Source organism: Gilliamella sp. B3367 (assembly GCF_026536825.1).
In the GTDB taxonomy this organism is placed as follows: Bacteria; Pseudomonadota; Gammaproteobacteria; order Enterobacterales; family Orbaceae; genus Gilliamella; species Gilliamella apicola_E.
Genome location: NZ_JAFNNJ010000011.1, coordinates 14560 through 40011 on the forward strand (window position 1 = coordinate 14560; position 25452 = coordinate 40011).

23 protein-coding genes are annotated in these 25452 nt (G+C 36.0%); 10 read left to right on the top strand and 13 right to left on the bottom strand.

Going from position 1 to position 25452, the window contains the following annotated elements:
• Nucleotides 1-68: 68 nt before the first annotated feature.
• Genes J3U23_RS11400 through parE form a run of 4 tightly spaced genes read right to left on the bottom strand, consistent with a single transcriptional unit; the run spans nt 69 to nt 6515 of the window.
• Nucleotides 69-1514: a TrkH family potassium uptake protein gene (locus J3U23_RS11400; RefSeq protein ID WP_065733732.1), complete on the bottom strand. Its 1446-nt coding sequence runs from the start codon at nt 1512-1514 to the stop codon at nt 69-71.
• A 14-nt stretch (nt 1515-1528) separates the two neighbouring features.
• Nucleotides 1529-2368: a co-chaperone DjlA gene (gene djlA, locus J3U23_RS11405; protein ID WP_220225394.1), complete on the bottom strand. Its 840-nt coding sequence runs from the start codon at nt 2366-2368 to the stop codon at nt 1529-1531.
• Nucleotide 2369: 1 nt separating this feature from the next.
• Nucleotides 2370-4598, bottom strand: a complete 2229-nt coding sequence (gene parC / locus J3U23_RS11410; protein ID WP_267339276.1) for a DNA topoisomerase IV subunit A — start codon at nt 4596-4598, stop codon at nt 2370-2372.
• A gap of 27 nt (nt 4599-4625) precedes the next feature.
• Entirely contained in the window at nt 4626-6515 is a 1890-nt protein-coding gene (gene parE / locus J3U23_RS11415) for a DNA topoisomerase IV subunit B (protein ID WP_220225392.1), read from the bottom strand.
• Nucleotides 6516-6738: 223 nt separating this feature from the next.
• Between parE and J3U23_RS11420 the strand changes: the two genes are divergently transcribed.
• The 5 genes from J3U23_RS11420 (at nt 6739) to ubiA (ending at nt 12288) form a co-directional block, all read left to right on the top strand.
• On the top strand, nt 6739-9189 hold the full coding sequence (locus tag J3U23_RS11420) for a DMSO/selenate family reductase complex A subunit (RefSeq protein ID WP_267339277.1): 2451 nt from the start codon (nt 6739-6741) through the stop codon (nt 9187-9189).
• Between the two features lie 21 nt (nt 9190-9210).
• The gene (locus J3U23_RS11425; RefSeq protein WP_267338058.1) at nt 9211-9825 is read left to right on the top strand and encodes a DMSO/selenate family reductase complex B subunit; all 615 of its coding nucleotides are present in this window, start codon (nt 9211-9213) and stop codon (nt 9823-9825) included.
• Nucleotide 9826: 1 nt separating this feature from the next.
• Entirely contained in the window at nt 9827-10666 is an 840-nt protein-coding gene (locus tag J3U23_RS11430) for a dimethyl sulfoxide reductase anchor subunit family protein (protein WP_267339278.1), read from the top strand.
• A 35-nt stretch (nt 10667-10701) separates the two neighbouring features.
• Nucleotides 10702-11277 carry a TorD/DmsD family molecular chaperone gene (locus J3U23_RS11435; RefSeq protein WP_065733715.1) on the top strand — a complete coding sequence of 192 codons (576 nt, stop codon included), beginning with the start codon at nt 10702-10704 and terminating at the stop codon, nt 11275-11277.
• A 180-nt stretch (nt 11278-11457) separates the two neighbouring features.
• The gene (ubiA, locus tag J3U23_RS11440) at nt 11458-12288 is read left to right on the top strand and encodes a 4-hydroxybenzoate octaprenyltransferase (protein ID WP_065733716.1); all 831 of its coding nucleotides are present in this window, start codon (nt 11458-11460) and stop codon (nt 12286-12288) included.
• Between the two features lie 132 nt (nt 12289-12420).
• Here the strand turns inward: ubiA and folP are convergent, their stop codons facing one another.
• The 3 genes from folP to rlmE form a co-directional block, all read right to left on the bottom strand.
• Entirely contained in the window at nt 12421-13257 is an 837-nt protein-coding gene (gene folP / locus J3U23_RS11445; protein ID WP_065733717.1) for a dihydropteroate synthase, read from the bottom strand.
• Between the two features lie 174 nt (nt 13258-13431).
• Nucleotides 13432-15303, bottom strand: coding sequence for an ATP-dependent zinc metalloprotease FtsH (gene ftsH, locus J3U23_RS11450; protein WP_416380077.1), 1872 nt, complete (start codon nt 15301-15303; stop codon nt 13432-13434).
• Between the two features lie 75 nt (nt 15304-15378).
• The gene (gene rlmE / locus J3U23_RS11455; protein ID WP_065562809.1) at nt 15379-16005 is read right to left on the bottom strand and encodes a 23S rRNA (uridine(2552)-2'-O)-methyltransferase RlmE; all 627 of its coding nucleotides are present in this window, start codon (nt 16003-16005) and stop codon (nt 15379-15381) included.
• A gap of 98 nt (nt 16006-16103) precedes the next feature.
• Here rlmE and yhbY point away from each other — a divergent pair, with 98 nt between their 5' ends.
• On the top strand, nt 16104-16397 hold the full coding sequence (gene yhbY, locus J3U23_RS11460) for a ribosome assembly RNA-binding protein YhbY (protein ID WP_065562810.1): 294 nt from the start codon (nt 16104-16106) through the stop codon (nt 16395-16397).
• Between the two features lie 45 nt (nt 16398-16442).
• Here yhbY and greA read toward each other — a convergent pair whose 3' ends face one another.
• Nucleotides 16443-16919, bottom strand: coding sequence for a transcription elongation factor GreA (gene greA, locus J3U23_RS11465; protein WP_065562811.1), 477 nt, complete (start codon nt 16917-16919; stop codon nt 16443-16445).
• A gap of 228 nt (nt 16920-17147) precedes the next feature.
• On the opposite strand from greA, the gene J3U23_RS11470 reads away from it, so the two are divergent.
• Genes J3U23_RS11470 through hslO form a run of 3 tightly spaced genes read left to right on the top strand, consistent with a single transcriptional unit; the run spans nt 17148 to nt 20063 of the window.
• The gene (locus J3U23_RS11470; RefSeq protein ID WP_267339279.1) at nt 17148-18746 is read left to right on the top strand and encodes a hypothetical protein; all 1599 of its coding nucleotides are present in this window, start codon (nt 17148-17150) and stop codon (nt 18744-18746) included.
• Nucleotides 18747-18805: 59 nt separating this feature from the next.
• A complete protein-coding gene (gene hslR / locus J3U23_RS11475) occupies nt 18806-19198 on the top strand; it encodes a ribosome-associated heat shock protein Hsp15 (protein ID WP_065733720.1) in 393 nt (130 codons plus the stop codon).
• Nucleotides 19176-20063: an Hsp33 family molecular chaperone HslO gene (hslO, locus tag J3U23_RS11480; RefSeq protein WP_065733721.1), complete on the top strand. Its 888-nt coding sequence runs from the start codon at nt 19176-19178 to the stop codon at nt 20061-20063. Before hslR ends, hslO begins: the two co-directional genes overlap by 23 nt.
• Before the next feature lie 211 nt (nt 20064-20274).
• On the opposite strand, the gene tsaA is transcribed toward hslO, so the two are convergent.
• From tsaA to metN, 4 genes are all read right to left on the bottom strand, one after another.
• On the bottom strand, nt 20275-20982 hold the full coding sequence (gene tsaA / locus J3U23_RS11485; RefSeq protein WP_065562815.1) for a tRNA (N6-threonylcarbamoyladenosine(37)-N6)-methyltransferase TrmO: 708 nt from the start codon (nt 20980-20982) through the stop codon (nt 20275-20277).
• A 79-nt stretch (nt 20983-21061) separates the two neighbouring features.
• Nucleotides 21062-21961, bottom strand: a complete 900-nt coding sequence (metQ, locus tag J3U23_RS11490; protein ID WP_267339280.1) for a methionine ABC transporter substrate-binding lipoprotein MetQ — start codon at nt 21959-21961, stop codon at nt 21062-21064.
• A gap of 14 nt (nt 21962-21975) precedes the next feature.
• The gene (locus tag J3U23_RS11495; RefSeq protein WP_065562822.1) at nt 21976-22635 is read right to left on the bottom strand and encodes a methionine ABC transporter permease; all 660 of its coding nucleotides are present in this window, start codon (nt 22633-22635) and stop codon (nt 21976-21978) included.
• A gap of 112 nt (nt 22636-22747) precedes the next feature.
• Nucleotides 22748-23779, bottom strand: coding sequence for a methionine ABC transporter ATP-binding protein MetN (gene metN, locus J3U23_RS11500; protein WP_065562817.1), 1032 nt, complete (start codon nt 23777-23779; stop codon nt 22748-22750).
• A 116-nt stretch (nt 23780-23895) separates the two neighbouring features.
• Between metN and gmhB the strand changes: the two genes are divergently transcribed.
• On the top strand, nt 23896-24432 hold the full coding sequence (gene gmhB, locus J3U23_RS11505) for a D-glycero-beta-D-manno-heptose 1,7-bisphosphate 7-phosphatase (RefSeq protein WP_065562818.1): 537 nt from the start codon (nt 23896-23898) through the stop codon (nt 24430-24432).
• Between the two features lie 36 nt (nt 24433-24468).
• On the opposite strand, the gene J3U23_RS11510 is transcribed toward gmhB, so the two are convergent.
• Nucleotides 24469-25188 carry a DUF4184 family protein gene (locus tag J3U23_RS11510; protein ID WP_267339281.1) on the bottom strand — a complete coding sequence of 240 codons (720 nt, stop codon included), beginning with the start codon at nt 25186-25188 and terminating at the stop codon, nt 24469-24471.
• Nucleotides 25189-25452: the final 264 nt, after the last annotated feature.

The following is a 25452-nucleotide window of genomic DNA, read 5'->3' on the forward strand; positions in this document are numbered from 1 at the left end:
TAAAATATTTATATTTTTAGCCATTTTTCTAAAAAATCCAGGTTTAACACTAAATTGTTAAGTGAAAATTAGCTTCGCCAGAAGGTTGGTGTAAATAAAACCAATAAGGTAAATATTTCAAGTCGTCCAAATAACATGTCCACAACCATTACCCATTTAACCATATCACTTACATGCGCAAAATTATCACTCACACTGCCAAGACCAACCCCCAAATTGTTCAATGATGAGGCAACAATATAAAATGAGTCAGTTGCATCAATTCCAGACGCCATAATGATAAATAGACTAATTAAAAAAACTAATGCATAGGCAGAAAAGAATCCCCATACTGCCTCAATAATTCGTTCCGGTACAACTCGATTATTCAATTTTAAGGTATATATTGCATTCGGGTGTATAAGACGTTTTAATTCACGTGAACCTTGCATAAATAATAGTAGAACGCGAACAACTTTTAACCCTCCTCCAGTAGAACCAGCACAGCCCCCAATAAATGAAGCACATAATAAAAAGATTGGTAATGAGGATGGCCAAGTATTAATATCATCGACGGTAAAACCGACAGTTGCAGAAACCGACACGACTTGTAACACGATTTTATCAATACCAAGATTTCGTTGTGGTTGATAAAAATAGATAACAAACGCACAAATAACAATTAAAATAAGAAGGATAAAGATAAACGTTCTGAACTCTTGATCGCGCCAATAAACTTTAAGTGAAATACCATTTAATGCGGCAAAATGGAGTGCAAAATTACAACCAGATAAAATTAGGAAAATAGTAACAATATAGTTAATTGCTGGACTATTAAAATAAGCTAAATTGCTGTCATGAGTTGAGAATCCTCCCATCGATATCGTCGAAAAACTATGCGAAATAGCATCGAAGATATTCATTCCAGCAAACCACAAACTTATTGCGCATAACGTGGTAAGCAAAATATAAATAGACCACAATGTTTTTGCTGTTTCAGCAATGCGGGGACGCATTTTACTATCTTTTTGAGGACCTGGGATTTCAGCTCGATAGAGCTGCATTCCACCAACACCTAATAATGGTAAAATAGCAACTGCAAGTACGATAATTCCCATTCCCCCAAGCCATTGTAGCAATTGACGATAAAATAAAAGGGCCTTAGGTAAATGATCTAAATTAACAATAGTTGTAGCGCCTGTTGTTGTTAACCCAGAAAAAGATTCAAAAAAAGCAGTGGTTAAATTAAGATTGATATGATTATCAAAAAGAAATGGAAATGCACCAATAGTACCTAAAACTACCCAGAATAATACAACAATGAAAAAACCTTCCCGAGTACTCAACTCATGACGCTGATTTCGATTAGGGAACCACAACAATACTCCTAAAATTAATGCAGCGAAGAAAGAACGGACAAAAATTGCGCCAGCACCATCACGGTATATTAATGCGACTAGTGCCGGTATTAACATAAATATCGACAATAATGATATTAATAAACCGATAATTCTTATAATTGAGCGCCAATGCATCATAGTAATAATCTCTATTTGAATCCACGAGATGCTTTTATAAGATCGTAAGCAGCTTGAATTTCTTGTGCTCGCTTTTTGGTTGCCTCTAACATCTCTTTTGGTAAGCCTTTTGATGCTAATTTATCTGGATGATGTTCATTCATTAACCTGCGATAAGCTTTTTTGATTTCAGGAATATCAGCAGATGAATCTATCCCTAAAATTCTATAAGCATTTTGCAAATCTGATTGGTGAGAACTGTTTTGATAATTGCCATAATTATTGCTTTGTTGATATTGACTATTTTGTTGATTATTATAATATTCTTGACGGAAATGAAAGCTTCCCATCATCATCTGAATATATATAACCATTTGTTGGCGAGGAATATGGAATTCTTCAGCAACAATAAACAAAATTTGTGACTCTTTTTCATCTAAATTACCATCAACTAAAGCCGCTTGAATTAATTGTTCACAAAATATATTTAAAACATTTCTTCTAAAACGATATTGAAAGTAGAGTTCTCGTAAACGCGATCGAAGTGGGTAATCACTTGCTTTACCACGATTAAATGACTCTTGGGCTAATTGGCGACCGGCTGCATCAAGTTGTAGCCGATCCATAAATTGCCGAGCAAGATTAATATCATCTTGGGTAACAACACCTTTAGCTTTACTCAGATGCCCCAATACTTCAAAAGCAACAATTAAGTACAAAGTTGGGTTTGATTGTGTCCTTTTTTCATTTAATCTATTGCCAAATGCTTGATACAACATTGGACCTATTAATAGACCAAGTATAAATCCCCATCCGGATTTGAAAACTGAGCTCAGTATTAACCCGAGAATAATGGACCAGATAAAAGACATATTATTCGTTTACCTCAATTCGATCGATTTTTTGTAATCCACGCGGTAGTGATGTTCCTTTACGAGCACGCTCTGCTCTAAATTTTTGTAAATCAGTAGAAGAAAGCGTAAGTTTGCGTTTACCAACATACAACGTCAGTGAGGTTTCAGGCGTTATCAGCATCATATAAGCTAGGCTATCATCGCTGGCAGATAATGAGATAATTTTATTTCCTTTACCTTTAGATAACTCTGGTAAATCTTTCACCGGGAAGATAAGCATTCTACCCGCTTGACTAATTGATAAAAGCAAGCTTTCCTCTGATACTATCTCAATCGGTGCAAGTACATTTGAATTATTAGATAGATTAATTACTGCTTTACCGTTACGATTACGCGCAATTAAATCGCTAAATTGACAAATAAAACCGTATCCGGCACTAGAAGCAAGTAAGAATTTTTGTTCTTCATCGTTTGACATTAAAACATGTTCAATAGTTGCACCTGCTGGTAATGCTAATTTACCGGTAATTGGCTCGCCTTGTCCTCGAGCTGATGGTAAAGTATTTGGCTCAATAGCATAACTTCGCCCAGTTGAATCGATAAAGACAACTGGCTGGTTACTTTTACCTTTTGCAGCAGCTTTAAAGCTATCGCCTGCTTTATAACTTAATCCGACAGGGTCAATGTCATGACCTTTAGCCGCTCTTACCCATCCCATTTCAGATAATACAATTGTGACGGGTTCAGAAGGTGTTAATTCTTGTTCAGTGATCGCTTTAGCTTCACTTCGCTCAACGATTGGCGAACGGCGTTCATCGCCATACTTTTCAGCGTCTTCTTGCAATTCTTTTTTGATTAAATTACTGAGTTTTCTTGGTGAAGCAAGTAGAGCTTGTAGTTGATCCCGTTCTTTAGCAAGATCAGCTTGTTCGCCTTTAATACGCATCTCTTCCAATTTAGCTAAATGACGAAGTTTTAACTCTAAAATAGCTTCTGCTTGTATTTCACTTAAGGCAAATCGCTTAATTAATTCTTCTTTTGGTTCATCTTCATGACGAATTATTTCAATAACTTCATCAATATTTAGAAACGCAATTAATAAGCCATCTAAAATATGTAATCTTTTTAGGATTTTATCTAAACGATAATTTAATCGACGTGTTACCGTCAAACGTCGATATTCTAACCATTCAGTTAATATTTCAACTAATCCTTTAACTGATGGACGATTATCAAGTCCAATCATATTCATATTGACGCGATAGCTTTTTTCAAGATCCGTGGTAGCAAATAGATGATTCATAACTTGCTCTAAATCCACTCTATTAGATCTTGGGACAATTACTAAACGGGTTGGATTTTCATGGTCTGACTCATCGCGTAAATCTTCAATTAATGGTAATTTTTTCGCCCGCATTTGCGAAGCAATTTGCTCTAAGATTTTAGCCCCTGAAACTTGATGAGGAAGATCAGTAATAACAATATCACCCTCTTCTTTTTTCCAAACTGCACGCATGCGGATTGATCCTCGTCCAGTTTGATAAATTTTAGCAATATCTTCTGGCGCAGTAATAATCTCGGCTTCTGTTGGAAAGTCAGGGCCTTGTATGTGAGCCATCACTTCACTAAGTGTTGCTTTTGGGTTATCTGCTAACATAATAGCAGCATTTGCTACTTCACGAATATTATGTGGTGGAATATCAGTTGCCATACCAACAGCAATGCCGGTTGTACCATTCAATAAAATATTGGGTAATCTAGCTGGCAATATTTTAGGTTCTTGTAAGGTACCATCGAAGTTTGGCGTATAGTCAACAGTGCCTTGCCCTAATTCGCCTAATAATAATTCTGCATATTTTGATAGACGAGATTCGGTATAACGCATAGCCGCAAATGATTTAGGATCATCTGGAGCTCCCCAGTTTCCTTGACCATCTACTAATGGGTAACGGTAAGAGAATGGTTGTGCCATTAACACCATTGCTTCATAACAGGCACTATCACCATGAGGATGGTATTTACCTAACACGTCACCTACAGTACGAGCTGATTTTTTAAATTTAGCCTGAGCATTAAGCCCTAATTCTGACATGGCATAAACAATACGGCGTTGCACAGGTTTTAAACCGTCACCAATAAACGGTAGCGCACGATCCATAATGACATACATTGAGTAGTTTAAATATGCGCTCTCTGTAAAAGTACGTAGCGACTGAACTTCTACTCCGTCATGAGTTATCTCACTCATTATTGTTCCTCTAAATTATTCTGTATATTAGACATCAAGTTCAACTTGGTCACCTTTTTCTTGTAACCATTCTCGGCGATCTTCTGCTCGTTTCTTAGCCAGCAGCATATCCATTAATGCCATGGTTTCCTCTGCATTATCTAGTGATAACTGAACTAATCTACGAGTATTAGGATCCATCGTTGTTTCACGGAGTTGTAATGGATTCATTTCGCCTAAACCTTTAAAACGTTGTACATTCGGTTTACCCTTTTTACGTTTAAGCTGATCTAAAATCCCTTCTTTTTCTTCTTCATCAAGGGCATAATGCACTTCTTTACCCAAATCAATACGATAAAGCGGAGGCATAGCAACAAAGATATGCCCATGTTCAACCATCGCCCGAAAATGACGAACAAATAACGCACAAAGCAAAGTGGCAATATGTAATCCATCTGAGTCTGCATCAGCTAAAATACAGATTTTACCGTAGCGCAATTGACTTAAATCATCACTATCAGGGTCAATACCTATGGCAACCGAGATATCGTGGATTTCTTGTGAGCCTAATACCTCGTCTGATGATACTTCCCAAGTATTTAAAATTTTACCTTTTAATGGCATTATGGCTTGATATTCTCTATCTCGTGCCTGTTTGGCTGAACCACCTGCAGAATCACCTTCTACCAAAAATAGTTCAGTACGACTTAAATCCTGTGAAGAACAATCGGCCAATTTACCAGGTAAAGCAGGACCACTTGTGAGCTTTTTACGAATAACTTTTTTAGATGCTCGTAGGCGTTTTTGCGCACTTGAAATGACCATTTCAGCCAATAATTCTGCAATTTGCACATTTTGATTTAACCAAAGACTGAATGCATCTTTAACAATTGCCGAAACGAATGCAGCGCTTTGTCTTGATGAAAGGCGTTCTTTGGTTTGACCAGCAAATTGAGGTTCCTGCATTTTTACGGATAACACATATGCGCAGCGTTCCCAAATATCATCGGCGGTCAGCTTTAGGCCTCGAGGAAGTAAATTACGGAACTCGCAAAATTCGCGCATAGCATCAAGTAAACCTTGACGTAAACCATTAACATGAGTACCACCTTGTACAGTTGGAATCAAGTTAACGTAACTTTCAGTTAAAAGTTCCCCACCTTCTGGTAACCAGAGTAAGGCCCATTCGACTGCTTCTGTTTCGCCGGTATGACTACCAGTAAATGGCTCTTCAGGTAATAGTGTGTAACCACTAACAGATTCCATTAAATAATCTTTTAGACCGTCCTGATAACACCAGCGTTGTTCAGTATTGTTAATTTTATCTTTGAAAATGATTTCTAACCCTGGGCAGAGTACCGCTTTTGCTTTAAGTAAATGAGTTAAGCGGGGTACAGAAAATCGTGGTGAATCAAAATACTTTTCATCAGGCCAAAAACGTACTTTTGTACCGGTATTTCGACGACCACATGTACCTATTACATGTAAATCCTCAACTTTATCACCATTTTCAAAAGCGATTTGATAAACTTGCCCATCACGATTTACAGTAACTTCTACACGCTTTGATAATGCATTAACAACGGAGATACCAACACCATGCAAACCGCCTGAAAATTGATAATTTTTGTTGGAAAACTTACCTCCAGCATGTAAACGGCAAAGTAAAAGTTCAATAGCTGGTACACCTTCATCAGGATGAATATCAACCGGCATACCTCGCCCGTCATCAATAACCTCAAGTGAATTATCTTCATAGAGTGTAACTTTAACTTGGCGGGCATGTCCTGCTATAGCTTCATCTACACTATTATCAATAACCTCTTGTCCCAAATGATTTGGGCGAGCAGTATCAGTATACATGCCTGGTCGATGGCGGACAGGATCGAGTCCTTTTAGGACTTCAATATCAACAGCATTATAAGTGGATTGTGACATAAGTTTTCTATTTATTCGAATAAATGGGCATATTATACCAATCTTTCTTTAAGATGCATGAAATTAAATTGATAATGAAAATCAAATTAAATTTTTAATTGATAATAATTCTTATTTTATTAATTTATTTTAAGTTAATTTCGATTTTAGCCTTTTTTCTGTTTTATAATCCTAACTATAGTATTATGATAAATACATCCCAAATAAAAAATAAGGGAATAGGATGAGCAAGTCAGAAAACAAAATAACTCGGCGTGATTTTTTGCAAAAATCACTAGCAATTGGTGGTGTGGCAGCAGTAGCAAATAATTTGCAATTACCTTTTGCTTATGCAACATCTGAAACAAATCACGATAAAGCATTGATACCTAATCCCACTAATGATGAAAAGATTTTCTACAGCGCCTGTTTAGTGAATTGCGGTAGTCGCTGCCCACTAAAAGTCCATGTTAAAAACGATATTATTACTAAAATCTCATCCGAAGACGGTATTAATGACCCTATCTTCGGTCAACATCAAATTCGCCCATGTTTGCGGGGACGAGCGGTACGCTGGCGAACTTACGATCCGGAGCGTTTAAAATACCCTATGGTGCGAATAGGTAAGCGTGGTGAAGGTAAATTTAAACGTATTAGCTGGGATGAAGCAATAACTTTATTGGCAGATAAACTTAAATACACCATTAATCGTTATGGCAATGAAGCTATTTATTGTCAATATGGAACAGGTACCACCGGCGCAAATATCGCCGGACGCAGTGCTTGTAGACGGTTTTTAAGTACTATCGGTGGTTATCTAAATTATCATGGCGATTACTCAAGTGGACAGATAACTGCTATTAAGCCTTATATTTATGGCAATGCTAAAGAGTCGCTCATTGATCAAATTAAACATTCAGATTTGGTTGTTATGTTTGGACATAATGTTGCAGAAACGCGAATGTCAGGCGGTGGGCAAGTAACGGAACTGTTTCATGCTTTAGCACAAAGTAAAGCCAGAGTGATTATTATCGATCCTAGGCGTAGCGAAAGTGTGGTTGGCTATAATGCCGAGTGGATCCCGATTATTCCCGGTACCGATGCGGCGTTAGTTGCTGCAATTGGCTATGCTTTACTGGAAGAAGATAAAATTGATGAGGCAATGCTTAATCAATATTGTGTGGGTTGGAATGCTGACTCATTGCCGGATAGCGCACCCCCTTTTAGTGATTATAAATCTTATATTTTAGGTTTAGGTGATGATAGAACACCGAAAACGCCGGAGTGGGCAGCAAAAAAAACCGGTATTCCCGCTAAACAAATTCGTAAACTTGCCTTAGATATTGTTAACGCTAAAGCAGCATGGATTTCGCAAGGCTGGGGAGCACAACGTTGGCAAAATGGTGAACATACTACAAGAGCGATTATGATATTGCCTATTATCACTGGTCAATTTGGTAAACCGGGCACCAATATTGGTACTTGGGGCGGAAGCGTGACTTATCCGGTTCCGGGTCTGAATTTATTAAATCCGATTAAAACCAGTATTCCATTTTTTTTATGGACTAAAGCGATCGAATCACCGCAGAGCATGACCGCGAAGAATGCTTATATACTCGGTAAAGATAAATTGGATGTCGGTATCAAGTTTATCTGGAGTTATGCCAGTAATGTAATTGGTAATCAGCATGCCGATCTCAATCGAACACACCAAATTTTACAAGATGAATCTCAATGCGAATTTATCTTAGTGTGGGATACTCATATGACCGCATCAGCACGCTATGCCGATCTGTTATTGCCGGATGTGTCATCAGTGGAAAGTAACGATTTAATTAATAATTCTTATGCATCCGGTGCTTACCATTATGTTATTCGTATGCAACGGGCTATTAAGCCGCTTTGGGAAAATCGATCGTCTTATGATGTGTTAACTGAGTTATCAGAAAAAATGGGCGTTAAAGATAAATTTACTGAAGGGCGAACGCAAGATGAGTGGATAGCGTATAGCTATGAAAGAATGCGCAAGCAAAATCCTGATTTACCGCCTTTTGCTGACACTGACGGTAAGGGTATTGTCGATCGTAAGTTAGCGGATAGTGATGCACAAATTGCCTTAAAAGCATTCCGGGATGATCCGATTAATCAGCCATTAAATACCCCGTCTGGCAAAATTGAAATTTATTCAGAAGCGCTGGCAAAAATAGCGAGTGAATGGGAGATTGAGCCGGACGATAAACTCTACCCAATTCCTGCTTATTTGCCTGCTATTGAAGGGAGTGAGGATCAACAAAAACGCAATAAATATCCGCTGCAAATGATTGGATTTCATATTAAAGGGCATTGTCACTCCTCTTATAGTAATCTTCCCCAACTACGAGAAGCTGTAGCCAGTAGCGTTTGGATTAACCCGATTGATGCTGAGCAAAGACAAATTAAGCATGGGCAATTAGTTGAAGTATTTAACGATCGTGGTCGGCTTTATATTCCGGCTAAAGTCACGCCTCGTATATTACCGGGCGTGATCGCTATACCTCAAGGGCTATGGGCAAAAACTAATGCTGCTGGCGTGGATATTGGTGGTTGTATTAATCGTTTAACCTCATTGCGCCCGTCAGTGTTAGCGAAGTCAAATTCGCAGCATACTAATTTGGTTGAAATCAAACCATTATCAACTATGCCAGCGGCATCATAATTAAAAAGGGAGATGATTAAAATGCAATATGGATTCTTTATTGATTCTTCCAAATGTACCGGGTGTAAAACCTGTCAGTTGAGCTGTAAAGACGAAAAAGATAATGCGCTGGGCGTGCATTTTCGCCGAGTTTATGAGTATGGTGGTGGATCGTGGCAACAAGTGGACGGGATTTGGCAAAATGATACTTTTACTTACTATTTGTCAATCTCATGTAATCATTGTGAGCAACCAACTTGCGTGCAAGGTTGTCCAACTGGTGCGATGCATAAACGCCAACAAGATGGCTTAGTGGTTGTTAATCAAGATGTGTGTATTGGTTGCCGCTATTGTGAAATGCGTTGTCCATATGGTGCGCCACAGTTTGATCATCAAAAGCGGGTTATGTCAAAATGCGATGGTTGTTATGAGCGTGTAGCCGAAGGCTTAAAGCCTGTGTGCGTCGAATCTTGTCCGCAACGTGCTTTAGATTTTGACGAGATAGGGAAATTACGTGAGCGTCATGGTGATGAACGTAATATTGCCCCTTTGCCTAATGCAGAGTTGACTAAACCGAATATTGTTATCAAACCACATGCTTTGGCTAAAAGCTCAGGCGATACACAAGGAAAAGTGCTCAATCCGGAGGAGGTATAATATGCATGAATTACCATTGGTTTTTTTTACGGTATTTGGGCAATTATCTGCCGGAATGGTGCTGTTAAGCAGCTTATCTTGCTTAATGAATTGTTCACAAGCTAATCCCATTATTCGTCAAAAAATTAATCTGTTAGCACTGGTTTTTATGGCTATTGGTATGCTGCTTGCCTCATTCCATTTAGGGCATCCTTTGCGGGCGTTAAATGTGATCTATGGGATTGGACGTTCGCCGATGAGTAATGAGATTTTCACTTTTGGTGTGGTATTTGGCGTTACATTCGCCTCAGTATTAATCCACTACTTTTCTCTCAATCCGGATAGCCAAAAACTGAAATTGATTAAACCGCTTTGTTTAAAGATTAATCGCTTTCCCTATATCAACCAGCTGATAGCCATCATCTTAATCCTACTGAGTTTAGTTTTTGTGTTGACGATTGTTTTAACTTACATGCTACCAACAGTGAAAACATGGGATACCAACTATACTGCAATTCAAATGTATACAGCGATGCTGGCGTTGGGTGGAATTACTAGCGCAATGCTTGGGTTATATCGTTTAGGCAACGCAGCTTTTCTCATTGGTAGTGTATTGATTATATTATTAAAAATTCCCTATTATAATTTAATGACGACCATAAGCCCGGAGCTGGCTTGTGCGCAAGCAAGTTGGATGATTGCTGAGTGCATTTTAATCATAGTGGCACTACTATTGGTTGCTTTTAACATTTACCGCGCCAAACATAATGCAATAATTTATCTTACTGCTTTTGCTTGTGTGTTTATTGCTGAAGTTTGTGGCCGTATTGCCTTTTATAATTTATGGATGATACCGCTATAATTAACAATATAACTGACCGACAACAAGTAACGTCAATGAATAAAGAGAAAAGATTCGATAATCTCACTTGTGCTACCCTAGCAAAAGTACTGGGTGCTTTTTTTTATTATCCGCCTAATAGTCAAACCGTTGAACCGTTGCTTGAGGCTCTATTGCATATTGACCAACTGGCGGATTGGCAAAATCCAGAGCTCATTAGCCAGCAATGCCAGATATTGGCAACGCAAATCAGCCATGCCGATCTGGATTATCAATTCTCGTTATTGTTTGAAGGGCAAGGCAAAATGCCGGCCCCGCCTTGGGGATCTGTCTATTTGGATCAAGAAAAACTATTAATGGGGGAATCGCAAGAGCGCTATCGTCAATTTTTACAGCAGCATGGTTTAACGCTTAATACCGGTATGAATGAGCCGGAAGATCAGTTTGGTTTAATGTTAATGGCTTATGCGATATTGCTGGAAAAACAAAAAACGCAAGCGGCGAATCAACTGATTGATGAACACTTAATGACTTGGTCATCAGCTTATCTAGATCAATTAAAACATAATCAAGTTAGCCAATTTTATCGGGCATTAGCCGTGATGGCAGAGCAGTATTTGCTTTTGTTGTAACCCTTTATTACCACAATTAATCAATTTAGTTAGATTAACCGTTTTGGATATGACACGATATTAGGTAAATTGACTTGATTGATTACACATGTAGCAGCATCAAATAAAAACGGTATTTATCCGCATTGCAGCTTTAACAAGATCAGGTATAATCCGCCCATTATAATTGAGGATAGATATATGTTAGCTTATATAAAACTGATGCGGTTAGATAAACCAATCGGCATTTTACTGCTACTTTGGCCGACTTTGTCAGCAATATGGCTTGCTGATCCCTATCCAACTGAAAAACTGGTTTTGATATTTACGCTAGGTGTCATTGTTATGCGATCCGCCGGTTGTGTTGTGAATGATTATGCTGATCGCCATTTTGATGCGCATGTAGAGCGAACTCAAAGTCGTCCGTTAGTGCAGGGTGAATTAACAGCAAAGAATGCTAAATGGACATTATTGATATTATTATTAATGGCCGCTTGTCTATTATTATTTTTAAACGCTTTGTCGTGGTTGATTGCTGGCTTTGCATTGTTAACTGCGATGATTTATCCGTTTATGAAACGTTATACTTATTTTCCACAAATAGTGTTGGGAATTGCATTTAGTTGGAGCATTCCAATGGTCTATGCGGCCACAATTGAACAGTTTCCGTTAACCTGTTGGTTATTGTGTTTGGCAAATATTTGTTGGACAGTTGCTTATGATACCGAATATGCCATGGTTGATCGAAATGATGATATCAAAATTGGCATTAAATCGACGGCTGTTTTGTTTGGTTACTATGATAAATTGTGGATAGGCATTCTACAGATAATAACATTGATTTGCTTGATAATTATTGGTCTCAATAATCATTTATCTTTTATTTATTATTGTGGATTATTGGTTGTGTCGTTACTGTTTATTTATCAACAATGGTTAATCAATGATCGTGATAGAACTCGATGCTTTAAAGCTTTTCAAAATAATAATTATGTTGGTTTTATGATGTTTCTAAGTATTTTTATTGTTTAAAAATTATTTGAAACAGTGATGCCAAAAATTGAAAATTCTCAAGCATAAAACAAAAAGGGATTTTTATAGTATTTGTCTAAAAATTCCCTTTTTAATAAAATAATGGCTTATTTTGTTAAAGTTAAACCGCGTTTATTCCTGTTCAGCTAAAGTGGCTTGCACAATTCGCAGTGCATCAAAGGTTTCTTTTACGTCATGAACTCGAATAATCTGCGCACCTTTCATGGCTGCAATTACTGCACAAGAAACGCTACCTAACATACGTTCTTTAGGCGAAACATTTAATACTTGTCCAATCATGGATTTGCGAGACATGCCAACTAATAGCGGTAAATGAAAGTGATGAAATTTTTCAAGTGTTGCTAGTAATCGATAATTGTGTGCCAATGTTTTACCAAACCCAAAACCCGGATCAAGAATAATTTTTTCTCGTTCAATTCCTGCGTTTATGCAACGATTGATATGTTGAGCAAAAAATTGATCAACTTCTTGATAGATGTCTTGTTGATAATGCGGAGCATTTTGCATAGTTTGGGGATCGCCTTGCATATGCATAATGCAAACCGGTAATCCTGTTTGAGCTGCAGCTTCGACTGCACCTGATTCAGTTAATGCTCGGATATCATTAATTAAATGTGCTCCTGCTTTTGCTGATTCAGTCATAACTTGAGGCTTAGAGGTATCAACGGAAATCCAAACATCAAAATAGCGAGCCACTTTTTCAACTAAAGGCACAACTCTATCTAATTCTTCTTCAACTGAGACGAAGGCTGCTCCAGGGCGAGTTGATTCGCCCCCTATATCAATAAATGTTGCGCCTGCTTGTATCATATTATCAACTCGACGCATGGCATCATCAAGATTGTTATAATTACCGCCATCAGAAAAAGAATCTGGCGTCATGTTTACGATACCCATTACCTGTGGAAAAGAGAGATCCATAATTTGATTGTTGAAACGAATTTCCATGATTATGCCTTATTTGAGTCATCTGCTTTTTGTTATCGCTAAGCTTTGTTATAAGCTAAACGATAGCAAAATCATTCAAGTTTATTACCTGTTTTGAAAATCACTTTTATTTTAGATTTATTTAAATTATCCGATAAAAAACGCGCCGTAGCGCGTTATAAAAATTAAAACAGATTAATCATCAGATTCAGGTGGTTTACCTTCATTCGGAACTTCTTGAGCTGCTATTTCATCACTGGCTGTCCAGCCTTCTGGTGGTGTGACTGGTTGGCGATTCATCAGTTCATCAATCTGTTGTTTATCAATTGTTTCATATTTCAGTAAAGCATCTTTCATTGCATGAAGAATATCAATATTTTCAGTTAGTGTTGTTTTAGCTCGTTGATAGTTTCGTTGAAGGATTGCATCAACTTCTTCATCAATAATTTTTGCTGTACCATCAGATATTTTTTTCATGATTCCATAAGAAGATTCTTCATATTCAAACAATGCAGGTGGTAAACGATCTGAGAACCCCCACTGTGTAACCATTGCTCTGGCTATGTTAGAAGCGTATCGTATATCACTAGATGCACCTGAGGTAATTTTATCTTCACCATAAATTAGGCCTTCGGCAATTCTTCCCGCATAAGCTGTAGATATTTTAGACTCTAACTGAGTACGACTTTGACTGATTTGATCTCCTTCTGGTAAGAAGAAGGCTACACCTAATGCCCCTCCTCGAGGAATAATAGTTACTTTATGAAGCGGATCATGATCTGGCATTAAATAACCTACGATTGCATGTCCCGCTTCATGATAAGCCGTATTGGTTAATTGCTCTTTTGTCATGGATAACGAACGACGTTGAGTACCCATATCGATTTTATCTTTGGCTTCTTCAAACTCATCCATCGTGACTAAACGTTTATTACGACGCGCGGCAAATAGCGCAGCTTCATTAACTAAATTAGCTAATTGAGCACCAGAATAATTTGGTGTTCCGCGAGCTAATACTGCTAGATTAACATCAGAACCTAAAGGCACTTTACGTACATGTACTGCCAGAATTTGTTCACGGCTTTTTAAGTCCGGTAAATCAATTTGAACTTGACGGTCAAAACGACCCGGACGAAGTAATGCAGGATCGAGAATGTCCGCACGGTTTGTTGCTGCAATAATGATAATACCACTGTTAGCTTCAAAGCCATCCATTTCAACTAACATTTGGTTTAGAGTTTGTTCTCGTTCATCATGTCCGCCCATTGAGCCGGCACCACGTTTTCGACCAACAGCATCAATTTCATCAATAAAGATAATACATGGTGAATGTTTACGGGCTTGTTCAAAGAGGTCACGTACACGTGATGCGCCAACACCGACAAACATTTCAACAAAATCTGAACCTGAAATACTAAAGAAAGGCACGTTTGCTTCACCCGCAATGGCTCTAGCTAATAATGTTTTACCCGTACCCGGAGGTCCTACCATTAAAATCCCCTTAGGAATACGACCGCCTAATTTTTGGTATTTGCCAGGATCACGTAAAAAATCGACGACTTCTGTTACTTCTTGTTTAGCTTCTTCACTGCCTGCTACATCTGTAAATTTAGTCTTAACTTGGTCAGGTGTTAACATTTTGGCTTTACTTTTGCCTACCGACATTGGGCCACCTTTACCCCCGCCTTGCATTTGGCGCATAACAAAGAACCAAAAACCAAGTAATAAGATAATTGGAAACCAAGAAATCAAGATACTAACCAATAAGCTTGGTTTTTCATCTGGACTGCCGTAAACAGCAATATCATTAAGCACCAAGTTATCGACTAGTTTTTCATCAAGGTAAGGGATATAAGTAACATAATTACTACTACTTTTAGTTGTAGCAACAATTTCGCGACCATTAATATGTACTTCTTTGAGTTTGCCGCTCGTTACATCCGAATTAAATTTGGTATAATCGACTTGAGGACCGCTATTGGATAACGCGCTGAATTGGTTGAATACAGCAAACAATACTACCGCGATAACGCCCCAGATCAGTAAATTCTTTACCATGTCGTTCAAAAGAAAAACCTCTCATAAAATTAACAGTTACGACTAAAATTAACCAAGTATGGTACTACAAAATTGTACGGCTGGCTACTTCATCCCCATTGCTACAATATATACTTCTCGAGATCGTGCGCGCGAAGCTTCAGGCTTTCGAATTTTGACTGTTTTAAACAGCGATCTAACTGTTTTTAGATATTCTTCAAAGCCTTCGCCCTGGAATACTTTTACAATAAAACTTCCATTAGGTGCAAGAACGTCTTTACACATATCTAATGCAAGTTCAACTAAATACATAGCTCTTGGTATATCAACTGCAGGCTGTCCACTCATATTCGGAGCCATATCTGACATAACAACTTGTACTTTCTCTTCACCAACGCGCTCAAGTAAGGTATTTAATACGGCTTCATCCCTAAAGTCACCTTGCAAGAAATCAACGCCAACTATTGGATCCATCGGTAATAAATCACAAGCAATAATTCGTCCCTTATTACCGATGAGTGATGCAACATATTGTGACCATCCGCCCGGTGCTGCCCCTAAATCCACGACAGTAATTCCTGGTTTGAATAGTTTGTCACTTTTTTGTATTTCTTCTAATTTAAACCATGCTCTAGAACGTAGGCCTTTTTTTTGTGCTTGTTGTACAAAGCGATCTTTAAAATGTTCATTTAGCCAACGAGTAGAACTTGCTGAGCGTTTTTTGTTACTCACAGCGAATAAATCCTTAGTGTATAGAGGTTACTTCAATTGATTACAAATATATATAAGGGTAGAATAGCAAAATTGCAACTTAATGTGATAAAAAATTAATGAATTTATCGAATAAACAAAAACAGTACTTAAAAAGTGAAGCTCATCATTTAAAACCGATAGTGATGATTGGTGCTAATGGATTTACCGAAGGCGTTCTTGCCGAAATCGAAAATGCACTAAATTTCCATGAGTTAATTAAAATTAAAATCGCTGCCGAAGATCGTGAAACGAAAAAATTAATTTGTGAAGCTATTATCCGCGAAACAAATGCATTACCCGTTCAACAAGTCGGATCTATTTTTACGGTATTTAGACCTAGCGAAGATAAGAAAATTACTTTACCCAAATAAAAAAACAGGGCAATAGCCCTGTTTTTTTATTGCAGTTGAGTTTTATTAGATATACTCAACTTTAACAATATCAAATTCAACATTACCGCCTGGTGTTTTGATTTGGACGGTATCACCATCTTCTTTACCAATAAGACCTCGAGCGATAGGTGAGTTAACCGAAATTAAATTTTGTTTATAATCTGCTTCATCATCGCCAACAATTCGATAAGTTGTTTCTTCATCGGTATCGATATTAATTACAGTCACTGTGGCACCAAAAATTATGCGTCCAGTATTTTTTACTTTGGTAATATCAATAATTTGCGCTTGAGATAATTTGCCTTCGATTTCTTGAATACGACCTTCACAAAAACCTTGTTGTTCTCTTGCTGCATGATATTCCGCGTTTTCTTTTAAATCTCCGTGCGCTCTGGCTTCTGCAATAGCAGCAGTAATTTGAGGTCTTTTTATATTTTTAAGTTCTTCAAGTTCTGCTCGTAATAATTCGGCTCCCCTTACTGTCATTGGGATCTGTTTCATCTCGATTTTTTCCTGTTTATATGGTCAATAAAAAAGAATTTTTCACCTTAATCAAAGGATGAAGATTAATTCCGTGAATTTGTTATTCTAAAGTCATAATTGGCTATATATTAACGTTAAAACTAGTTTAACAACAAATCATTTATATTAAAATCAAGTGCTATTTTACCCAAAATCAGGTATTGTTATATAAATTTTAATCCATTTTTATTACTATACTGCTTATTTATGAGACGGTTACGATCTTGTTTAATTTTGCTCTTTTCGATTATCTGGTTGTTAATTGTAGTTAGTTATTTTGCCTTGCAAACCAATTATGGAGCAAAAGTACTGAGTCAACAATTATCAAAGCTTGGACCATACACTATTTCAATTGGTAAGATAAATCATTCATTAGCTAATTTTTATGAGTTAAGTATTGATAATTTATTGGTAATAAATGATAAGCAAGAAGTGACTAAAATTGGAAAGTTAACTATTGGTTTTGATAAGAAAAATTTATGGCAACTTCATCATTTTAATTATATTAATGTGATTGATGGTGAATTTAATGGTGTTGATATTACTAATTTTTCGGCTAATGTATTAAAGTTTTATAATTCTACAATAAATTTTTCGTTTAATGATGAGCAAGATTCTCTTTCTTTAAAAGGCGTTGATGGCCGTATTAAACCCTTTGATTTAAGTAGTAAAGAGCCATATCAATTTGATTTCACTTCACAAAAAGCATCATTTAATCAAATACCGATAAATAAAATATTGTTACAAGGATATTATCGTGATGGGGTTACAGCAATCACCAATTTAGGCGGTAATATGGATAATGGTTTTTTTGTTAGTAAATTAAAAGTATTAGCCGATGGTAGCTTAGATATAGCCCAATTAAGATTAAATAATATCCGTTTTCAACCAGATGATTATACTGAATTAAATAAGTATTTGCCTAAATTTCCAAAGTTTAGGTTAGAAGAACTTTTAATTTTAGACAGTAATATTCAATTACCTAATTTAATTATTGCTAAGGGAAATTTTGAAATAACCAATATTAGCTATGATAATCAGTGGAATCTGAATGAAACTTCCTTTATTTTTAATGCAGATAATGTGGTTTGGTTTGATCAAATATATTCTTCTTTATTGCTTCAATTGTCTTTTAAAGATAATGAAATTGATATCAAAAAAGCGGTTGCTCGATGGCATAACGGTGATGTTCATTTAGATGGTAGTTGGAAAAATAATTCATTACATTTGAATAAGTTATTGTTGACAGGCATCAGTTATGAATTATCTGATGAAGCAAAACAACCGTTATTACCAGATATATTTAATCGTGTTGACGTTGATCAGTTAATCATATTGCAAAGTATGTTAACCAGTATTAAATCTGATTATCCTTTTAACATTGCAAACTTTGATGTTTCGGGGAAAAATGTGAGCTTAGTTGAAGACAACAAATTGGGGTTATATTCAGGCTCACTATTTCTTAAAGCTAATAATGCTTCAGTTAATAAAGTAAGTATTAAATATCCTAGTGTGTCGGTAGATATTGATCTTCAGCATCGCACATTATTAAGTTTTAATGCATTAGTTAATGGCGGAATAATTGACTCAACTGCAATAATTAATCCTTTGCATTCTGAATTTGAATCATTCCACCTCATTAGCAAAGGTACCACAAGTGAGCTGCTTAATCGATGGAAGTTAGTACAGAATCCTCCAGAGTCGTTAAATTATCGAGCTGATTTGCGCGGTAAGATAGCTCCATTTAGTTTATCTGGAGTTTTTTCGACAGGTGGCAATGATTATTCAATTCATTCACAACATTGATTTTAATAAAACGATACTTATATTAGTTGTAAATGTATTAAGTCTTAAACGAGGAAACAATGCATCTCGTCAGATTAGATAAATGGTTATGGGCCGCGAGGTTTTATAAAACGCGTTCCATTGCTCGTGAAATGATTGAAGGTGGAAAAGTTCATTATAATGGCCAACGAGCAAAGCCAAGCAAAATAGTTGAAGTTGGGGCGATGATAGTGCTTAGGCAAGGTAATGAGCAAAAGACAATTCGAGTTTTAGCCATTAATGACCAGCGTAGAACCGCAAGAGAAGCTGAATATCTTTACCAAGAAACCCCAGAGAGCATTGAAAAACGTGAAAATATTGCTCAGGCAAGAAAACTTAATGCATTAGCCATGCCGCATCCGGACCGGCGACCTGATAAAAAAGAGCGGCGTACATTAATTAAATTTAAATATGAAAGACAACAAGGCAATTAATATGGATACTTTAAATCGGTTTTTATTTGATAATCATCCTGTTCGAGGGGAAATCACGCGACTTGAAAAAACATACCAATCTATTTTAGAAAACCATAATTATCCTATTCCAGTACAGAATTTATTAGGTGAATTATTAGTAGCCACCAGTTTATTAACCGCTACATTGAAATTCGATGGTGATATTGCTGTGCAATTACAGGGGGATGGGCCATTAACATTAGCAGTGGTAAATGGCAATAATCTACAAGAATTACGTGGTGTTGCGCGAGTAAATGGTGAAATTGCCGATAATGCTACTCTTAGGGAGATGGTTGGCAACGGTTACATTGTAATTACCATCACGCCTAAAAAAGGCGAACGTTATCAAGGCATCGTTGGATTAGAAAAAGAAACGCTAACTGGCTGTATTGAAAATTATTTTATGCAGTCTGAACAACTGCCAACTCGTTTATTCGTTAAAACTGGAGTGCATAATAACACACCGATGGCTGCAGGGATTTTATTGCAAGTGTTACCTGCAAATGAAAATACTCAAGAGTCATTTGAGCTTCTAAGCACATTAACTGAAACCATCACTAGCCAAGAGTTGTTTCAACTTCCTACTGATGAAATTTTATATCGTCTTTATAATCAAGAAGAAGTTCGCTTATTTGAAACTCAACAAATTGTATTTAAATGTGGTTGTTCACGACAACGTTGTGAAGATAGTTTAATGACATTACCAGCCAAGGAAATTGATGAGATTCTTAATGAAGACGATGGCAAAATTGACATTCATTGTGATTATTGTGGAAAACATTATCTGTTTGATGCGATAGATATTGCTGAATTGAGAAATAAGAAAAATAACAATTATCATTGATGCAAATAAAAGGTGCCACTAAAATTATTAAAACTTTAGTGGCAAAGTGAAATATAGGGAATTAAACCCTCATTTAATTTAGCAGAATTAAGCTTCCTTACCAACCTATATTATCGGTATTATGTAACTCTTTTGTAAAGGATTTTTACAAAAAAAATATTTAATTACATATCTCATTGTTTTGTAAATTTATCATTTAAATAAATTAACATTACCGTTCAATAATATGTATATTTTCAATAACGGCTAAGCAGCCTATCACCTTCCATTTAATATTAAAATGATATAGTGAGATTGCATAAGTTTGCTCATGGTTGTTTTTTTGTTTATAAGCTGGTCTTGGATCTTGAGATATTACTTGTTCAATTAATTCGGTTAGTTGTGGATAATCTTGTTGGGATTCAATAAATAATTTAGCGTTAGCTGAGAATGAAACTTCAAGTTTCTGTTCAGGGAGCATTTGAGCGTAACCCGCTTTCGCATCAGGATGGCTATCACAGTAAGGTAAGTAGGGTTTTATATCAATTATAGGTGTGCCATCTACGAGATCTAATCCCCCTAACTTCAAAATCACCTGATTTTTTTCAACAATAATATCTATTAATTCAACAACTGAAAGACCAATATTATTAGGTCTATATGGAGATCTTGTTGCAAATACGCCTAAACTTTTGTTTCCTCCTAAACGAGGTGGACGTACCGTTAATCTCCTCTTGGTTGGCTCAATATGGTGGAAATGAAATAAAAGCCATAGATGAGAAAACTGTTCTAATCCTTTGACACTGATAGGATTGTTATATGGTGTAAGTAAATGTAGTTCACCTTGAGCAGCTTTGACCAGATTGGGTTGACGAGGCACTGCAAATTTTTCAACATAAGGTGACTGGATGATACCAATTGGTTCAAATTGATATGTCATTGTTGATTCTTTATTTAATTATTTTAATGATTTCCGTCGACGAATGCCGACGGAATATAATAAATTATAGCTTGCTAATTTACCAACCACGAATTGCGCCACCATTAAAAATTTGGTCAGCTTTTTGCGCTACTGCATCAGTTTGGTAAGCTTTAACAAAGTTTTTTACATTTTCATTATCTTTATCCGCTTCACGCGATACGATAATGTTAACATATGGAGACTCTTTATCTTCAACAAAAATACCATCTTTGCTTGGTGTTAAATTTGCTTGTCCAGCAAATGCATTGTTAATAATAGCAAGATCGACTTGCGAATCATCTAGCGAACGAGGTAGCATCGAAGCTTCTAGTTCGATAATTTTATATTCATATGGGTTACTTGTGATATCAAGTACAGTTGGCAATAAACCTTTTGTCTTATCAACAGTAATTAAACCTTCATGTTGTAATAAAAGTAATGCACGACCTAAATTTGTAGGGTCATTAGGAATGGCAATTTTTGATTTAGCTGGAATAAAGAACGTTTCGCCTCGAGGTGAGGTTACTTTTACACCTTCCCCAGTTTCACTGTTATTCTCAATCGGTTTTAATTTGTGTGAGTAACTTGCAATAGGGTAAACAAATGAGTTACCAACAACAGTTAATTTATAACCTCTTTCTTTGATTTGTTCATCTAAATATGGCTTATGTTGAAAAGCGTTAATATCAATTAATCCATCATTTAATGCTTGATTTGGAGTAACGTAATCATTAAAAATCACAAGCTCAACATCAAGATTATAAAGGCTTTTAGCTTGTTGTTTGGCTACTTCTGCTACTTCTTGTTCAGGACCTGAAATTACACCAACTTTGATAGTACTTACTTTTGCTGGTTCTGCTGGTTTGTTATCAGTTACAGATGATTGTTTATTATCACAACCTGTTAAAAAAAATGCACTTACCAAAGTAGTGGCTAGTGCTAGCTGTTTAATTGACATAATTTTCTCCAAAATTAATGATGAGTAACATACCTTACAATCCTATTGCCAATAGCTTGGATTAGGAATACTAATATAACTAATAAAATAACAACTGTATTCATTATAGCGGGTTTGTAACTATTATAGCCATATTGAATAGCCAATTGCCCTAAGCCTCCAGCTCCAACAGCTCCACTGAGTGCAATATAGCCTGTTAATGTTATCAGTGTTATTGTCATGCTATTAATAATAATAGGTAGAGATTCGGGAATAAGAACTTTATATATAATCTGTAATGGTGTGGCTCCCATTGAACGAGCAGCTTCAATTAAACCTTTAGGAATATCCAGTAAAGCATTTTCAATCATTTTTGCAATTAAAGGCGCAACACCTACACTAAGCGGAACAATAACACCTTGTCTACCTAAAAAGGTGGCTTGGCCGGTTATAATGTCCATTACTTCTACTGTGAAAGGTTTTATCCATAAAATTAATATAATAAAAGGAATTGCTCGAAATATATTTGTGAGAAAAGAGAATGTAAAATTTACAATGTCATTTTCAAGTATGTTACCTTTTCGGGTGACATACAACAATATACCTAATGGTAATCCAATTAACGTTCCATAAAAACCTGATAACAACACCATATAAATAGTATCATCGGTTGCTTGTGCCATTTTGAATAGCATTGCTTCACTAAAACCATTAAATGAAGAACAAAATGTAACAAAATCTTCCCAGAAACCATGTTGAGCTAAATAGCGAAAAATCGATTCAAATGGTTTAAATGAAGGAATAAAATCAAACATAGCCTAAAACCTCAACTTTAGTATTATTTTTTTCTAGAAACGCAATTGCTGATGCAGTACTTTTCTGTTTTCCTTTCATTTCAGTTAACATCAAACCAAATTTAACGCCACCCGCATAATCCATCTGAGCGCTGATAATATTACTATCAACTTCGAATTCTTTAGCTATTTGAGACAGTAAAGGTAAATCTACCGATACACCAGAAAATTCCAAACGAACAAGTGGATTAAGTCCTTCTTTATGTACTGGTGTTAGTCTAGCTAAATAATCATCTGGAATAGTAAGGTGTAATGTTGATTGAATGAATTGCCTTGCAATATCTGTTTTAGCATGCGAAAACATTTCACCGACTGAAGATTGTTCAACTAATTCTCCGTTACTAATAACTGCTACTTGGTCGCAAATCTGTTTAACAACATCCATTTCATGAGTGATTAATAAAATGGTTAAACCTAGTTTTTGGTTGATATCTTTTAATAATGCTAAAATAGAACGTGTTGTTTCAGGGTCAAGGGCACTGGTTGCTTCATCACATAATAATACTTTAGGATCACTTGCTAACGCTCTAGCAATAGCGACGCGTTGTTTTTGTCCACCCGATAAATTAGCTGGATAGACATCAGCCTTTTCACTTAAACCTACAAGTTCAATAAGCTCATTTACTTTTTGCTTGATTACCTTTTTAGGTGTTTTATTTAGTTCAAGTGGAAAAGCAATGTTATCGAATACAGTTCTAGATGATAACAAATTAAAATGCTGAAAAATCATGCTAATCTTTCGGCGTACTTCAATTAATTTTCGATTAGATAAATGGGTGATATCTTGGTTGTCAAAAAATATTTTTCCACTGGTTGGTTTTTCTAATAGATTGACACAACGTATTAATGTGCTTTTACCTGCGCCTGACTTGCCAATAACACCATAAATTTTACCTTGAGGAACATTTAATGAAATGTCCTTTAAAGCATGGATAGTGGTTTTATTGTGCTCAAAATTTTTTGAGATGTGTTCAAGTTTTATCATGATATATACTAATAAAAAGGGATGGATAAATATTAAGACGTCTAGACATCTATGTCAATCGATAATATCCTATATAAAGCTAGATAGACACCTCTATAAAAGGAAGATGATTAAACATGAAGCCTGCTATATTTTTAGATCGAGATGGTACAATTAATATAGATTACAATTATGTACACACTATTGATAAATTCCACTTTATTGATGGTGTAATTGATGCAATGCGAGAACTCAAAGAAATGGGTTTTTTACTTGTCATTACAACTAACCAATCTGGTATTGCGAGAAACATATTTACTGACGAGCAATTCAATACCTTAACAGAATGGATGGATTGGTCATTACAAGACCGAGGTGTTGACATTGATGGTGTTTATTATTGCCCACATGATCCTCTGGTTGATGACTGTGAATGCCGAAAACCAAATCCCGGTATGATACAAACAGCAGCGAAAGAGTTAAAAATTGATATTGCCAACTCTTATATGGTCGGTGACCGAGTGTCTGATTTATTGTCGGGGAAAAAGGCCGGAGTTAAAAAAACGGTTTTGGTGAAAACCGGTGATGCCATTACTGAAGAAGCATTAGCGCAAGCTGATTGGGTAATTGATAGCTTGGCGGATTTACCCAATAAAATAAAAGCAGAGTCATAATTTTCTAAAAATACTATTGTTATACGGCATTTAAAATTAGTGCCGTATAATTTTCACGATAAGAGGTGATAATATTAACCCCAAAAATAGTGCATTAATAAAGTTCACCACACTTTGACCAAAGGTATGAATAGTATTGGCGAAAAAAAGAGAAAAACAACTTAAAAAAATCAAAAACACTGTCCCCCAATATAGAAAGCTAATTTTATTTGTCTTATCAACCAAGATCGGTAATCTGAAAATAAAGAGACATATTAAACTAAATCCTATCAAAGTACTTCCATGTTGGAATAATTGGTAGATAGGAATATTAGTATTTTTTAATGAAATTGTCTGTTGTAAAAAAGGTAGGTGCTGTACAAAAAAGCCTGTTAAGTGGGTAAAACTATCCCAACCTAAATGAGATAGTGCGCCAATTAATGCAGAAGTTATGACAATAAACCAGTGATGGTAGCAATATTCACTCCAATTAAAATTTAGATAATGAGCAAATCGTTTATAAAGAAAATGGGGCAAATTCTTGATCAATTCATTACGAATAATAAAGTGAAAGATAAAAGCAACCATTAATGTTATTGGTAGATCAAAATAAAAGATACCTAATAAAGTATGGCTCATATCACTTTTTATTTTCATTCTAAGAAAATATTCAAAGTCAGGTGACATACTACCTATAATTAAGGTTGTCATGGAAAAAAATTTAGGCTTTTTGTAAAAAGGTAAAACAATTGCTGGATGTGCAAAAGTGAAAGGCATAAAAAATCCACTTAAAAAGTTAGACTGAAATAGAAAAAAAGCAATTATATAATCAATAGTAAATTAAAGAAAGTTTGTAAAATTTGTATAGAATTAGTTTATTTTCACGGCGCTATGTGTAAAAAAAACACAAACGGAAATAAATTTGCAATAATCGCTTGCATGATTTTTCTAAGGCTCTATAATGCGCATCCACTGACACGGCGTCAGCGAAAGCAGGCGATAATGAAGTTGGTGAACAAGATCAAATTTTTTAAAAAAAGA

Coding starts and splice junctions, on each gene's coding strand:
- J3U23_RS11400 (WP_065733732.1), bottom strand. CDS start 1,514: ATGCATTGGCGCTCAATTATAAGAATTATCGGTTTATTAATATCATTA.
- djlA (WP_220225394.1), bottom strand. CDS start 2,368: ATGTCTTTTATCTGGTCCATTATTCTCGGGTTAATACTGAGCTCAGTT.
- parC (WP_267339276.1), bottom strand. CDS start 4,598: ATGAGTGAGATAACTCATGACGGAGTAGAAGTTCAGTCGCTACGTACT.
- parE (WP_220225392.1), bottom strand. CDS start 6,515: ATGTCACAATCCACTTATAATGCTGTTGATATTGAAGTCCTAAAAGGA.
- J3U23_RS11420 (WP_267339277.1), top strand. CDS start 6,739: ATGAGCAAGTCAGAAAACAAAATAACTCGGCGTGATTTTTTGCAAAAA.
- J3U23_RS11425 (WP_267338058.1), top strand. CDS start 9,211: ATGCAATATGGATTCTTTATTGATTCTTCCAAATGTACCGGGTGTAAA.
- J3U23_RS11430 (WP_267339278.1), top strand. CDS start 9,827: ATGCATGAATTACCATTGGTTTTTTTTACGGTATTTGGGCAATTATCT.
- J3U23_RS11435 (WP_065733715.1), top strand. CDS start 10,702: ATGAATAAAGAGAAAAGATTCGATAATCTCACTTGTGCTACCCTAGCA.
- ubiA (WP_065733716.1), top strand. CDS start 11,458: ATGTTAGCTTATATAAAACTGATGCGGTTAGATAAACCAATCGGCATT.
- folP (WP_065733717.1), bottom strand. CDS start 13,257: ATGGAAATTCGTTTCAACAATCAAATTATGGATCTCTCTTTTCCACAG.
- yhbY (WP_065562810.1), top strand. CDS start 16,104: ATGAATTTATCGAATAAACAAAAACAGTACTTAAAAAGTGAAGCTCAT.
- greA (WP_065562811.1), bottom strand. CDS start 16,919: ATGAAACAGATCCCAATGACAGTAAGGGGAGCCGAATTATTACGAGCA.
- J3U23_RS11470 (WP_267339279.1), top strand. CDS start 17,148: ATGAGACGGTTACGATCTTGTTTAATTTTGCTCTTTTCGATTATCTGG.
- hslR (WP_065733720.1), top strand. CDS start 18,806: ATGCATCTCGTCAGATTAGATAAATGGTTATGGGCCGCGAGGTTTTAT.
- hslO (WP_065733721.1), top strand. CDS start 19,176: ATGAAAGACAACAAGGCAATTAATATGGATACTTTAAATCGGTTTTTA.
- tsaA (WP_065562815.1), bottom strand. CDS start 20,982: ATGACATATCAATTTGAACCAATTGGTATCATCCAGTCACCTTATGTT.
- metQ (WP_267339280.1), bottom strand. CDS start 21,961: ATGTCAATTAAACAGCTAGCACTAGCCACTACTTTGGTAAGTGCATTT.
- J3U23_RS11495 (WP_065562822.1), bottom strand. CDS start 22,635: ATGCTATTCAAAATGGCACAAGCAACCGATGATACTATTTATATGGTG.
- metN (WP_065562817.1), bottom strand. CDS start 23,779: ATGATAAAACTTGAACACATCTCAAAAAATTTTGAGCACAATAAAACC.
- gmhB (WP_065562818.1), top strand. CDS start 23,896: ATGAAGCCTGCTATATTTTTAGATCGAGATGGTACAATTAATATAGAT.
- J3U23_RS11510 (WP_267339281.1), bottom strand. CDS start 25,188: ATGCCTTTCACTTTTGCACATCCAGCAATTGTTTTACCTTTTTACAAA.